At 60.4% G+C, this 12,445-nt stretch carries 11 protein-coding genes; 6 read left to right on the top strand and 5 right to left on the bottom strand.

Annotated features, from left to right (window positions below; genetic code table 11):
* Positions 1–20 precede the first annotated feature (20 nt).
* On the top strand, positions 21–269 hold the full coding sequence (locus tag F6X40_RS09195) for a hypothetical protein (protein WP_187627509.1): 249 nt from the start codon (positions 21–23) through the stop codon (positions 267–269).
* Between the two features lie 226 nt (positions 270–495).
* On the opposite strand, the gene F6X40_RS09200 is transcribed toward F6X40_RS09195, so the two are convergent.
* The 3 genes from F6X40_RS09200 to F6X40_RS09210 form a co-directional block, all read right to left on the bottom strand.
* Entirely contained in the window at positions 496–2,778 is a 2,283-nt protein-coding gene (locus F6X40_RS09200) for a PAS domain S-box protein (RefSeq protein WP_187627510.1), read from the bottom strand.
* Between the two features lie 209 nt (positions 2,779–2,987).
* The gene (locus F6X40_RS09205; protein WP_187627511.1) at positions 2,988–3,806 is read right to left on the bottom strand and encodes an SIR2 family NAD-dependent protein deacylase; all 819 of its coding nucleotides are present in this window, start codon (positions 3,804–3,806) and stop codon (positions 2,988–2,990) included.
* A 10-nt stretch (positions 3,807–3,816) separates the two neighbouring features.
* Positions 3,817–7,212, bottom strand: coding sequence for a TM0106 family RecB-like putative nuclease (locus F6X40_RS09210; protein WP_187627512.1), 3,396 nt, complete (start codon positions 7,210–7,212; stop codon positions 3,817–3,819).
* Positions 7,213–7,360: 148 nt separating this feature from the next.
* On the opposite strand from F6X40_RS09210, the gene F6X40_RS09215 reads away from it, so the two are divergent.
* The 4 genes from F6X40_RS09215 to F6X40_RS09230 all read left to right on the top strand — a co-directional run bounded on the left by F6X40_RS09215 (position 7,361) and on the right by F6X40_RS09230 (position 9,895).
* A complete protein-coding gene (locus tag F6X40_RS09215) occupies positions 7,361–7,567 on the top strand; it encodes a hypothetical protein (protein WP_187627513.1) in 207 nt (68 codons plus the stop codon).
* 241 nt (positions 7,568–7,808) lie between these two features.
* Positions 7,809–8,441: a glyoxalase superfamily protein gene (locus F6X40_RS09220; RefSeq protein ID WP_187627514.1), complete on the top strand. Its 633-nt coding sequence runs from the start codon at positions 7,809–7,811 to the stop codon at positions 8,439–8,441.
* Positions 8,442–8,597: 156 nt separating this feature from the next.
* Positions 8,598–8,864 carry a hypothetical protein gene (locus tag F6X40_RS09225; protein ID WP_187627515.1) on the top strand — a complete coding sequence of 89 codons (267 nt, stop codon included), beginning with the start codon at positions 8,598–8,600 and terminating at the stop codon, positions 8,862–8,864.
* 299 nt (positions 8,865–9,163) lie between these two features.
* On the top strand, positions 9,164–9,895 hold the full coding sequence (locus F6X40_RS09230; RefSeq protein ID WP_187627516.1) for a hypothetical protein: 732 nt from the start codon (positions 9,164–9,166) through the stop codon (positions 9,893–9,895).
* Between the two features lie 67 nt (positions 9,896–9,962).
* Here the strand turns inward: F6X40_RS09230 and F6X40_RS09235 are convergent, their stop codons facing one another.
* Positions 9,963–10,598 carry a DUF6939 family protein gene (locus tag F6X40_RS09235; RefSeq protein WP_187627517.1) on the bottom strand — a complete coding sequence of 212 codons (636 nt, stop codon included), beginning with the start codon at positions 10,596–10,598 and terminating at the stop codon, positions 9,963–9,965.
* A 156-nt stretch (positions 10,599–10,754) separates the two neighbouring features.
* Here F6X40_RS09235 and F6X40_RS09240 point away from each other — a divergent pair, with 156 nt between their 5' ends.
* Positions 10,755–11,633 (top strand): hypothetical protein, encoded by an 879-nt coding sequence (locus tag F6X40_RS09240; RefSeq protein ID WP_187627518.1) that lies wholly within the window; start codon positions 10,755–10,757, stop codon positions 11,631–11,633.
* Position 11,634: 1 nt separating this feature from the next.
* On the opposite strand, the gene F6X40_RS09245 is transcribed toward F6X40_RS09240, so the two are convergent.
* Positions 11,635–11,841 carry a hypothetical protein gene (locus tag F6X40_RS09245; protein ID WP_187627519.1) on the bottom strand — a complete coding sequence of 69 codons (207 nt, stop codon included), beginning with the start codon at positions 11,839–11,841 and terminating at the stop codon, positions 11,635–11,637.
* Positions 11,842–12,445 lie beyond the last annotated feature (604 nt).

The following is a 12,445-nucleotide window of genomic DNA, read 5'->3' on the forward strand; positions in this document are numbered from 1 at the left end:
TTTAAAATCGAGGGCATGCGATGACGGACAACGAGAAGAGGTGGCTTGGCACCTTGGTCAGAAAGGTGGACCGAACCAATAGCGGTCAGATTGTGGACGCCGTCGAGGTGGATTCCCACAAGATGGTGCTCACCGCCAGAGTGGGATTCGCGGGCAGCTTCGAGAGGCTGACGCTTGAGGACGGCAGGCTCACGAACGACGAGCTGTGGGAGTTCCACCACACCGCGCCGGCTGGCCACACTACTGAATGGACGAGATTTCCCACCTGATTGCAGTCTGATTTCGACGGCCTCGACACAAACCGTGTGGAGGCCGTTTTCTTTTCCGTCGGGCTTCCGAGCTACCGGGCAGCGGCGGGCACGCGGAAAAGGCTGTTATATCGGCGGGTGGGTTCTTCCGTAAGTCTCCGGATTGAGCGGAAAGCTTGCAGGGTAACCGCGCAAGGTGCGAACTACGGCTACGCTGCTGGAATTTCAACGGCGAGGCCGTCCACGTTCATTTGCTGATTGCGCTATCGTCGGTCTTCAATTGCACGCCGGCCGGACTCCCGATTGCGTCGAGCAGGACTTCCACTGTCGCAGGCTTCGCGAGATGCGCGTCGAAGCCGGCATCCTTCGACTTCACGCGGTCCTTGCTCGACGCCCATCCGCTCAGGGCGATAAGGCGAATTCCCCGGCTTACGGACGATGCCCGGATACGCCGGGCCAGCTCGAAGCCATCCATGCCGGGCATCCCCAAGTCCAGAATCGCGGCATCAAATTTCTGCTCGCTGAGCGTTGCGAGGGCGGCCGCGCCGTCGTGCCGCACCTCAACTTTGCAGCCATACTGCACGAGCAAGTCTGAGAGTCCCTCGGCGGCATTGACGTTGTCGTCTACGACCAGCAACGAGGGGCCTTGGGTTGAACGGGCCGGGGCGCCTGTAGACCCGCTTCCCTGAGCATCTGCGACCTCTTCCGCAACGCGCGAAGGTAAAGGCAACTCAATCACGAAGCGTGAGCCTGCGCCGGTCGAAGAACGTTCCGCGTTCACCGAGCCACCATGCGCCGTGCATATTTCCTTTACGAGCGCGAGTCCAATACCCATGCCTTCCAGGTGTTTTGCACCTTCTCCCTGCGCAAACATCTCGAAAATCCGAGTCTTGTCATCAACGGCGACGCCAGCGCCCTCGTCTGTGACGGCAAACGTCACGCTATTGTCATCGACTGCGATGTCGACAGTTATGGTCGAGCCGTGCGGGGAGAACTTCGACGCGTTAGAGACGAGATTGGTTATGCCTTGCGCGAGACGCACAGGGTCAGCAAATACGAATACGGGTGCCTTTTCCGTGTTCACGATGATTTGCTGCTTTCGGGACTCCGTTGACGCAACTACGCCGCTCACCGCCGTGTCGAGGATGTCCTTTGTCCTTTGCCAGGAAGGACGCACCTCGAGCCTTCCCTGGTCGATGCGGGCAACGTCCAGCATGTCGTCCAACAGACGCACCAGAACCTCCATTTGCCGATGCATCCGGTCGAGAACCGTCTTCGAGTGCGCAGACGCGCCGTGCGTATTGCGCAGGAGTTCGATGCCGGCGCTTAATGGCGCCAGCGGGTTGCGGAGTTCGTGACCGAGCATTGCGATGAACCGGCCTTTGCGCTCGTCGGCCTCCAACGCGCGCTGCTCGAGGGCTTTGCGCGCCGTGATGTCTCGTGAGATACCCGACACCCCGATGACCTTTCCTGTTGCGTCGAGCCACGGCGCTTTCGCGCTTTGGTAGACCGCGAGCTGTCCTGCGATGACGATTGTCTCTTCGAATACTTGTGCCTTCCGGGTCCTCATCACTTCGGCGTCACCCCGCGATAACCGTTCCCCGAGGCTTGAATTGAGAAGGAACTCGTCCACGCGGCGTCCTAGTATGTCGCTGGGGGCCGCGCCCAGCGCCGCGCAACATGCGGGGTTGGCGTACACGTGGCGGCCCTGCGTGTCTTTGAGATAGATGACGTCATGGGCAGACGAGTTGATGGCATCGAGCAGTGCGACGTGGCTCAGAAGGGCCTCTTCAGCGTTCTTGCGCTCGGTAATATCGCGCGCTGCCGCGACGAATCGAAGCGCATTCTTCCGTACAATACCGGGGCCGCTGTGGACCTCAACCCACAGCGCGGTGCCGTCTTTCCGATAAAGCTTCACTTCGCCTCTCACGGGTTTGCCGGCGGCGCGGGCCGCAAATATTTTCGCTAATTGTGGCGACATCTCGGTTTCGCGGACAAGGCGCGCGTAACCGTCGGCCGAGCGCAACTCGGCGGCCGTGTACCCGGTGAGTTCTTCAACGCTATCGGTAACGTCGGTTAGACACGGCCGGCCATCGATGATGGACACCTCATACGCGAAGTCGGCCGCGAATTTGCTGATAGCTTCCAGAAACGTTATGTTTCGGCGTAGCGCCAACCGCTGGCGCAGAAGAGTTTCCCCCGTCATCCCGAAAAGGAAGGCGGCGACGCAAAAAAAACTCACCCGCATCATCATGAGGTGGTCGGCCAGTGCCGCCGCCGGGTCCACGAATAAGCTGAACTGCAGCGTTAGCGTTAGAGCGGCAGCTAACAGAGTCGGCAGAAGGCCCCCGGTCACCGCGCTTAGGAACAGAGGCAGCCCGGAAAAAAACCACACCCCGGGGGTGGTGAATGTCTTCGAGACGAGGTGCTGCACGATAGCGGCGAGCAACGGCGTGACAGTTGCCGCTACAAAGCCGATGCGCTTGGGGTGGCTGCGCAAATCGTCGACGAAGCTTTCAAATCGTTTCATGCAGCAGATTTTTCGTCTTGACAGGAATGACGGGGCGAGGTTACCAGAAAGGAGGTTTGCCTAGTTTTAGGCATTTCCCGAGTAGTTGATTGTACCCTGCGTTCCCGTCCCCTTTGGTCGCCGATAGCCCTTGATAAAGAGATGCGCGATGAAGAAATCGGCTTTTGGTCTGGAGCTATTTCGAGTTTGCCACGGCCGGATTTGACCCTTTAGGCGGAGAACTTCAGGTCGAGCACCCTGAGCGAGTCAAGCGCGGGGCCTTCCAGGCCAACGTCCTCGGGCCGGCCCACTGCGGACTCCCTCGCGTTGATGCGGATGAGCGGGGCTTTCAGGCGGCTCCCGAAGCCTCTCACCGTTGGGATTGCTTTACCGGCGCCGAGTTCCACAACAACAGGGCGCTTTACCGTCTGAAGCCACGTATCGAGTCGGTCCATCTGCTCCTCGGTACGCCCCGCATACCACTTGTAATCCCCAAACATCAAGATGTTTGGCCGCGACATACTGCCGCAGCGCGGGCAGCGTGGCATCTCGCTCAGAAGTTCGCACGCGACTTCGTCGACCTCTGGAGTGAAAGGTTCGGCCGCCCAGACAGTCTGGCAACTCCGGCTGCACTGCAGGTAGTTAATGGAGCCATGGCACTCGACTACACGGGACTCCTCGAAGCCGGCCTTCTGAAAGTGGCCGTCGACGTTGCTCGTAAAGACGAACGCACCTTTGTCAAAGCGCGCCGCCCATCGGCGCAAAATCTGAAAGCCTTCGTGCGGCGTTGTATTCCGGTACAGCTTCAGGCGATGTCCATAGAAGCCCCATGCTTGTGTTGGTCGCTCGGCGAATGCGGCAGGACTCGCGATATCCTCGAAGGTGATTCCGGAGCCTTTAAGCGCGGGGTAAGCGCGCCAGAATCCCTCGGTTCCCCTGAAGTCAGGCAGGCCGGAATCCACGCCCATGCCGGCGCCAGCGGTGATGACAAGGCCGTCGGCGGCGCGCAGATGTTCGACAGCTTTCGCTAGCAACTCCTCTTTGAACATTGCATCTTCCTTACGCAGCACGGACCATCTGGCCGGAATCTGCAGCATAGGCTGTCAGAAAGCACAATGTGTTAACGAGGCTCATTTCCTCGGGTGTGGAGCACTGGATGGTCTGCAGCGCGGGACTCGCGACCAGCACAGCCAGACATTTCGCCCGGGAGATAGCCACGTTCAGCCGGTTCTTGCTGAAGAGGAACTCGATATTGCGCGGCACATAGTCGCCGTTGGAAGTTGTCATCGAGACGAGCACCGCCTGCGCTTCTTGCCCCTGAAAGGCGTCAACCGTGCCAACGCGCGCGCCGGCGGGGAGGGTGGCGCGCAACCGGTTCACCTGCACGTTAAACGGCGCCACCACCAGAATGTCTTCAGCCGTCATGCGACGCACGACGCCAGCCTTGTCGCGGAAGGCCTGCTTGAGCAGGTCGGTGAAAAGCTCCCGGACCACCTCCGCCTCCTCAGGGCTGTCCTGCGAGCACCCGTCATGAATGACCGGCAGATAGCTGATGCCGGTCGGCTTGAGCGCGGGGTGCGCTTCGTCGCTCAAAACGAGTCCCTGCAGATGCGCCGAAGGGTGAGATTGCAGGCGGCCGTCGTACACCGCGTCGGAGATGAAGCCGCAGACGTCGGGATGCATGCGGTACGTCGTTTTCAGGAAGATGCCTTGCTCCGGCGGGATAGTTGCCTTGCCGCTCAAAAGGTAGTCCAGCGACGACTCACCGGAGCGGCCAGGGTGTACGCCCTTCACGGGCTGGCTCAGTTGCATCTGGTCGCCCAGCAGCACGACGTTCTTCGCGCACGTGCCCATTGCAATCATGTTCGCGAGTGCAACCTGACCCGCCTCGTCGATGAAGAGATAGTCGAAGGTCTGGTCAAACTCCGGTCGCGAAAAGAGCCACGAGGTGCCCGCCACAAGGTCGTATTCGCCATCCAGGATGCCGGCGTTCGAGCCGATGTCCAGAATGAACTCGCCTTTGAACTCGTGCCCTTTGTCGGAACGCTTCGCGCCGTACACGAAGTAGTCCTCGTCCTTAGCCACCTTTTCCACGCCGGAGAGAAGGTTGTTGATGGCGTGGTGACTGTTGGAGCTGATGGCAACACGTTTGCCCGCTTTCAGCAGCTCGACGATGATGTGCGAACCCGTGTACGTCTTGCCCGTGCCCGGCGGCCCCTGCACAAAAAGCACGCTGTTCTTCAGGCCCATCACCGTTTCGATGATGTGCGGGAGCGGCGTTTCAATGTCCGGCACAAGAGGCTCGCCACGCAGGAGACCGTCGACCTCGGGCAACTCATGGCGCAGGAATGCCTCGAGCGCAGGGTAGGTCGCGTTCCCCTCAACGAAAGAGCGCGCGAAGCGCAACAGAGCGCCCTGTTGAACGTCGGTTCCGATGGGACCAGGCGGAACGAGGCTCAGCTCGTCGGCCGGCGCCGGCTGGGTGATTCCCACCTTGAAGCTCACGGTGCGCGTCGACGGGTCGACGATGAGGTCGCTCACCGAGCTGAAGCCGTCAGTTCGCTTGCACGGCGAGTCGGTTCGCAGCTTGGTGTCCTGCGGCGGGTACTTGTAAAAATACCGTCTTGAACGGTCAACGACCACCGGACTGCGCGAATAGTCGCGCTCAAGCGCACCCAGACATTCGGCGTCGTCAATCAGCTCGGGAACCGTTGCCTCCTTGCGGCGGAAAAAGTCCCAATACTCGGGTTTGGCGGCGCGGCGGTGGAAACTGAGCAGCTGATAGACGAGGTCGCGCACGGACTCCTCCGCGCTCCAGTCTTTCGGGTCGGCCGGCAGGCCGTCGACCAGCGCTTCACGCATAGGCCCGAGGTCCGCTTCTCGCTGCGTGGCATCGGTAGTCGGCTCCGCGCCGGTGTCGCCAAAGTGTGCCCAGTCAAGGGCAGGCCGTTGCGCGAGCATCCATTTATGCAGCTCGGCAGTTGACTTCACGTCGTCGAGGTTGTACGCCTCGATGTCGTCGAGCAGCTTTTGCTCACGCGTCTTGAGCCACTCCTCATAGTAGACAATGCTGGCGCCGGCATTCTTCACCTCGACCGTGCGCTTGTCGAAATAGAAGTGCTCGATGCTCTTGATGCTGTAGTTCGGCTCGCTGACAACGATGCTTTCTCTCACGACCTTGTAAAGGTCGACGAGACGGTGTTGCCGCAACAGGTTATCGACCTCTTCTTCGCGGGTACCGTGGACCATCATGAGCCGCTGCAGGGCAGTGCGCTCGTAGTCGGCGTAATGGTAGATGTAAGCGTCCGGGTGATTTTCGAGATGCGCGGTGACGAAGTCGATGAAGTCTTCGAAGGCGCGCTTCTCGGCGGCGCGGCTGTGCGCCCAGAATGGGACGAACTCCGGCTCTCCGAGGTCGTTCCAAAGGTATACGCCGAACAGGTACTCGAGTCCGCCCGGGACAAGCGGGTCACCCTCCATATCGAAATAGAGGTCGTGTCGCGAGGGTTCAGGCATCCGGTAGAAACCCCGGAGACCCTGCGGGTCGAGCGGCAGGTGCTCGACATACCGCTCGCCGGTCGTTCGCGCGCGGTGCTGCAGCTCGGCCTGACGATGCAGTTTCTGGTAAGTCGGCGGGGCGATTTTGACCGCCTCTGGCAGCTCGGGCGTCGTGGCAAGCTTTTCCAGTGTGGTGACGCCGCCGGCGGACAGCCGTTTGACGTGCAACTTCGAAAGGTTGGCCACCTGACTCAGATGGTCGTCGTCGAGTCGCTGCTTTTCGCAGCCGTCGCGCCACTGGCACGAACTGCAGCGCGAGCACGGTTCCGGGTACGTCTCAACAACGTCCTCGCTCTGCACGCGCGAGATAAAGCGGGTGCGAAGCGCTTCGAAGTAATAGGCGTAGTCGGCACACCGGTAGGCCATCTCGTCGTTTGTGCCGAGCACGACGTGCAGGTACTCAGGCGCGATGCCTTGCGCGCGCTTCAGGAGCGCGCAATAGGTCGCGAGCTGAACGATGAATTTCGCCCGGGTGCTCCTGGCGAGCTTGGTGTCCAGTGGCTCGTAGCTGAAAGGCCCCAGTTGGGAAGGCTTCTCGACCTTGCGCATGAAGTCGATGTACCCAAGGAATGGGCCGTCGCTCAGCACGCCCTGATAGATGATGTCGGCGCCGGCGCGCATGGCGACGAGCGTTGCCTGTTCCCGGCCCTTGGCACTCAGGCCGTGCTGGGTGATGTCGATTACCGACTCGGCGCCGTATTGCTCGCGTAAGCGCTCGAGAAAGGCCGCTTCATGGGCATCACCCTTTTCCTGGATGAGGATAGCCTCCTCGTCCGCTTCCGCGCGGGCCATCGGCGTGTGCAGATTCTTGACATCCAGCGTGGTGCAGTGTTCGCACTCGAGGAAGGCAACGATGTCGGTCGCGGAATAGCGCACGCCGTGGGACGTCTTGTGCATTGTTGTGTGGTCAGATTTGTTGGTTGCGTAAGGCTATCATTAGTTAAGGAAAAGCGCGACGCAAGCCGGTATTTCGTTTCGGCCCCGCACGCCCGCGAGGCGTTGTCGGGCACGCGCTACACTTAACAGGCCATTTTGGAGAAATGTCGTGACGACAAAGACGATGCAGGACCTCGAGGCTCGCGCAACGCAGGCTATCGAGGATGAGGAAGAAATGTGTTTCGATGTGGCGGCTAACGTCGGCCAGATGTTCGGCAACGTCAAACATATGCAGTGGTTTCGCCGTGCGCTGATGCTGGATATCTGCGAATCCGATGCGTCGTACAGTCACCTCCGTGATGCGCTACCGGCTTGACCGGCGCGGATTCCGGTTTGCTTCTAACGCCTCGGAGTACTCCGGGGCGTTTTCTATTGGCGAAACGCCCGGCGGCGCGCGCTATACGATTCAGGTCTTTCTGCTACCTGTCGCACGCACCCGCAAGGGACGGTGAAAGCAGCTATTGAGGTCTTTTTGCGCCTACAAGCGCGGAGCCTCGAACTCGGTAACGCGTGCAGCTGAGGAAAACATGAGGCTCCGCCTCTTGAGGAGCTAAATCATGCAAGTCGAAGTGAATGTCCAGGTTGTAAAGGAAATGGCCCGTCGTCTGCGCGCGGCACAGCCAGCGGCTGAATTGTCGATTGCTCAGTCACTCGAGCTCGCGGCGAAAGCTTTTGGTCACCCAAACTGGGACACCCTGTCAGGGATGCTCAGGCGGGAAGTCGTTGCCAAGCCCCGGCAGTGGAAACTGAAGAAGCCGCAGACACTCTTCATCGATGTCAGGAGCGACACGGAGTTCGGTGCCGCGCCAAGCTGGGTAAAGGTCGAGGTGGACCAGTCTTTTGTCGATGAGGTTCTAGACATGCACCATCGGTGCAACGAACTCTCGTTGGACCACTGTGCTCGGGACTTTGACGAACCGGTGCAGTGGGGAGGGGAAGACGTCGAAGCACTCAACATCCAGTATCCGCGACTCTTTGCGGACAAGTATCGCTGGTGGTTGAGAGCTAAGCCGAAGCACGACACTTATCACGTCGAGTCGTTCGCGATGCGTGTCGAGGACTTCCTCTCGGCGCTGAAGAACGAGAAGGGCGATGAGCGCTTTGCGTTTTTTGAGGACGAAATCGTGTTCAGTGCCGGTGAGGATGTGAAGGCATTGGTCAACGAGCTTGTCGAGTGCGGAGAGCTGTAACCTCTCGAAGACTAGCTAGTCATTTTGTAATTCAAACCCCATCGCTCGCGTGATGGGGTTTTTTCTTGTTGGCACCGCCGGCGCTACGAAGCTCTCCTTCCGCTCAGCCTCCATTTTTCGCTAGACATAGCTGGTTACGAAAATTTTGAGGTCATCATGGTTGCTTCGATTCAGGAGGTCGATTCCAATATCGGCCCTGCCGAACTGGCGAGCCTGCTTGCGAGCGGACTGGTCGTGCGATTTCGCGACAGTGGGTGTCTCGCCGGCTACAGTGCATCTCGCGAAAACATCATGGGCGTTGGCCCGAACGCCCACCTCGACTACGTTGGGGGCTTCGAAACCCTAGCTGACGAAGTGCCCCAGATTCTGTTCTGGGCACGCGAGTGGGCGGAGTTCCGGCTATCACAGACTTCCCGGCGATAAGCTTTCTCTGTTGATTGAGGGCCCGTTCTTTCCGGAACGGGCACTTTTCTCTTTGTCCGCCCGCTTTTGTTCGTACGGAGCCGCATCCAACCCGTTCCGGATGCTGAACTCCATCCTCCTTGGAGTTTCCACAGTGCGACACGCAGACCGGGCGCTCATTCGCTCGCCACGCGAGCAGGGTGTCCCGCGTCCCGGTGATTGGCGGCCGTTCTCCCCTCTGGCTCGCGCGCAAGGACGTCGCATACGCCCGAAATGCTTTAAAATCGGCACCCCGCTTTCTATCTGGAAAACCGACCGGTATGTCTTCCCTGTTTACGGCGCGCACGCGATATCTGCTCGTTGCGACTTCCCTAGCGCTGTCAGCGCCGCTTGCAACCGCAAGTGACCTCGGTTTGCAAGGCAAGGTGACCGCGATAGCGGCTGCTTCGCCGAGCGACCTATCCTCCCGGGCAGAAGGCGTCTCCGCCGGCGCACAAGCCCGCGCCGAAGACGACATGTCCCGGTGTCTGCGCTTGGCGAGCTCTGATAAGAGCAGCGGCGCCCGGATGGGATGTCTGGTTGTCAATGGCAAGCCAAAGGAGGTTGACTACAACGACATCTATGGCTTTCATGTCACCGTGTCACACACCGATGAGAAAGGAAGGCTGCATGTACTCGGCCAGATGACGCAGGCCACGCCTCGTGACGTTCCGACGATGATGAGGTTTGGTGACGAGCAAGGCTATCCGGTTGCCGTCGCCTATGCTCCCGGAGAAAAGGCGCCAGAACCTGCAAGAGACGTGTGGTTCATGACCCTCAGTTTGAGGGCAAAATCGGAAGCGCCTGACCCGGTTCCTGGGGGAGGCGGAGACGCCAAACAGATAGCATTTGACGTTCAGGTGGACGCAGCTGAAGACGACAAGATGGACCCGGCTCGGTCAGGCACCAGCAATGCGCATCAGGCAAAGAGCATGATAGTCGGCGAGGGGAAGTCCGCGCATCTGGCGGTGCTTGATTACGATGTTGCCATCATACCTGTCCATCTCCGCTAGCGCGCATACGCCCTAGGCACTCATTCGAACGCGGCCGTCCGGCCGCGTTTGTCGTTCTCGGCTCCGATTAGAACAAGCCCAACTGCTGTCCGGGCAGCGCCGCGCCGATAATGTCTTCCGGTTCGACGCGCGTGCCGTGCTCGAGCATCGCTTTGAGCACAAACGCATGGCCCATGCTGCGGTTCGGATTCAGGAGAACGTCGCTGAACGACATGCGACGAGCCTCGAAGTCGTAGCCGTCGAAATCGAACAGCACCAGCTCTTCGGCGGTCTCCGCGAGCGTGAGAAGCCGCTCGAACGCGCTCGTGCGCGCGACGGCATCCCGATAGAGTGGCCAATAAACTTTCAGCCGTGCGTCGACGTAGGAGAGGCGCTCGCCGGCCCAATAGCTGTAGGCAGGCTTGGCCCCTTTGCCCATCGGGTAGCGGACAGCCTTGGGGTTCGCCCAGCCTTCTTCGGCCCACTGCCAGTACGCCGACGACGGCTCACCGGTGTCCGCAATATGCTGCGCATAGACCTTCGCGAACTGCCAGGCATTTTCCATCGTCTTCGACTCACGTCCATCGTAGAGGCTGACCGGACCTAGATAGAACGGCGAGAGTTCGATAGTCCAGTCGTGAGGGGACTGGCTGGTTGTATTCACGAGCCACGGGCTATTGGCATACTTGGCGGACTCAGAAGGCCCGATGACCAATATTTTCATGTCGAAGCCTCTATGCAGATGCCGAAGGATGTCCAGGCCGCGATTTGTGCAACGGGCTGCTGCACAATTTTTCGATAGCATGGCTTTTCAAAGCGCATGGCTTTACAATTATAGCCACTGAAGATAACTCATTGTTGTTGTCTATAAAGGAATTCAATGTCCGTCGTGAACAACTCCCTGACCCAACCGTCAACACCCGAAGACCCTGTCGCCTACCAAGCCCGACTAAGTGCCGATTTTGATTGGTTCGACATTCCCGCCGAACGGCGCGCCGAACTCGAGGGAAAAGGTCTTGAAGTGCGTGAGCTTCGCGGTGCGGCGTCGCGCCGTAAAGCCATCGCATGGTACATCCCTGACGACAACGGCGAGCCGTACAAGACCACTGGCTACGATATCGAAGCGGCTGCCTGGCGAGCCAAGGGACTGGAGGTGCTGCCGTTGTTCGGGCAGCGGGCTTTGGATTCCGGGGAAAACGGTCAGCAGGGTACGTCACCGCTGCGAAAAGCCGTTGAGCGACTGGCCCGGTTGTACGACACGGCTCCAAGAACCGAAGAGACCATTGCGGCACAGTCACTCATGCTGCCACGCAACTTCGTGGCGGCTGAACTCCGGCACGCGCTGGCCACCCATCCGGACGCCAAGGAGCAGCCCTCCGAATGGGAACAGAAGCAAGGTTACGCAGCGACGACTGATTGGCGCGAGCCGGCCGCGACCGCAGTACCGCTGCCGGCAGGCGAGATGGCCGGCGAAGTCGAGTGCCCCTTTGCAATTGCGCTAAGCGTGAACGCAGTCGTGCTGGCCAACGACGAAAGCCACGCGTTCCAGGTGGCGGTTCACCATTGCCGCGAAATTTTCGGCGACGTGTCGTCCAGCCAAATTGAGTATTCGACGCCTTCTGCCGTTCGCAAGGCGTCAGACTTGCCGCGAGACTGGGACCTTCTTTGCATTCCCTACGGCGGCGACGGCAACACGCGGCTGTCAGCGTATCTCGAACAGCAGAAGGAGGCCGAGCGGCATTGTCGCTCGACCTCGTAAGTCATTGGAACGTCACCACGACCCGGCCGTTCCCGCCAACCTGAGCGGTAGACCCGGCCGTCACGCCGCCGGCCGCAATTCCCGGCGCGTAGTCGGGCGAGCTCGTATTCGGAGCCACCGCGCCGCTGCCGCCAATCAAGGACACGCCGGTGGCGGTAGGTGAAGCGTAGGACGAGCCGCCGCCACCCTGCATGTAATATTCGTCCATATAGTACGTGCCGGACACTTGGTAGCACCAAGCGCCGGAGCCCCCGCCAAAGTAGCCACCGCCGCCGCCGCCCGCGCCGCCAGTGCGTCCCGAGCCACTTGCTCCCACACCGGACCCATACCAGGAGTTCGGGTTATAGGGTGACGAATAGCCGGGAGCAGTCGTCGTCGCGGTGGTGCCCCATCCGCAGCCGGGTCCGCCCGCGCCCTGCGGAGTTCCGCCCGCAAAGCCGTCAAAGCCGGACCAGCTTTCGCTCGGCGTCCGGTTCTTATAGCCGTGGGACCCCGCGCCGCCGCCTGCACCTGCCGCCAACATCACCGTGCCACCCACGGTCACAAACGACCCGCCACCGCCCGCGCCGCCCAAAAACTGCCATCCCTTACCGCCAGTAGCGTAAGCAGCGCCCGAACTGTCCTGGGCAAAGCCACCTTGGCCGACCTCAATTGACACCTGGGTCCCCGCAGCAAGAGGCAACGTACCTTGTACGAATCCGCCTGCACCACCTGCGCCGCCGGCCTGCCCACTACCACCACCGGCCCCCCAAAGCGCGAAGGTCGCCTGGGAGCACCCACCAGGGATAGTGAGCGTCTGTCCAGCTCCCGTG

The organism is Paraburkholderia sp. UCT31, from assembly GCF_014397655.1.
GTDB lineage: Bacteria > Pseudomonadota > Gammaproteobacteria > Burkholderiales > Burkholderiaceae > Paraburkholderia > Paraburkholderia tuberum.

Coding starts and splice junctions, on each gene's coding strand:
- F6X40_RS09195 (WP_187627509.1), top strand. CDS start 21: ATGACGGACAACGAGAAGAGGTGGCTTGGCACCTTGGTCAGAAAGGTG.
- F6X40_RS09200 (WP_187627510.1), bottom strand. CDS start 2,778: ATGAAACGATTTGAAAGCTTCGTCGACGATTTGCGCAGCCACCCCAAG.
- F6X40_RS09205 (WP_187627511.1), bottom strand. CDS start 3,806: ATGTTCAAAGAGGAGTTGCTAGCGAAAGCTGTCGAACATCTGCGCGCC.
- F6X40_RS09210 (WP_187627512.1), bottom strand. CDS start 7,212: ATGCACAAGACGTCCCACGGCGTGCGCTATTCCGCGACCGACATCGTT.
- F6X40_RS09220 (WP_187627514.1), top strand. CDS start 7,809: ATGCAAGTCGAAGTGAATGTCCAGGTTGTAAAGGAAATGGCCCGTCGT.
- F6X40_RS09225 (WP_187627515.1), top strand. CDS start 8,598: ATGGTTGCTTCGATTCAGGAGGTCGATTCCAATATCGGCCCTGCCGAA.
- F6X40_RS09230 (WP_187627516.1), top strand. CDS start 9,164: ATGTCTTCCCTGTTTACGGCGCGCACGCGATATCTGCTCGTTGCGACT.
- F6X40_RS09235 (WP_187627517.1), bottom strand. CDS start 10,598: ATGAAAATATTGGTCATCGGGCCTTCTGAGTCCGCCAAGTATGCCAAT.
- F6X40_RS09240 (WP_187627518.1), top strand. CDS start 10,755: ATGTCCGTCGTGAACAACTCCCTGACCCAACCGTCAACACCCGAAGAC.
- F6X40_RS09245 (WP_187627519.1), bottom strand. CDS start 11,841: ATGGACGAATATTACATGCAGGGTGGCGGCGGCTCGTCCTACGCTTCA.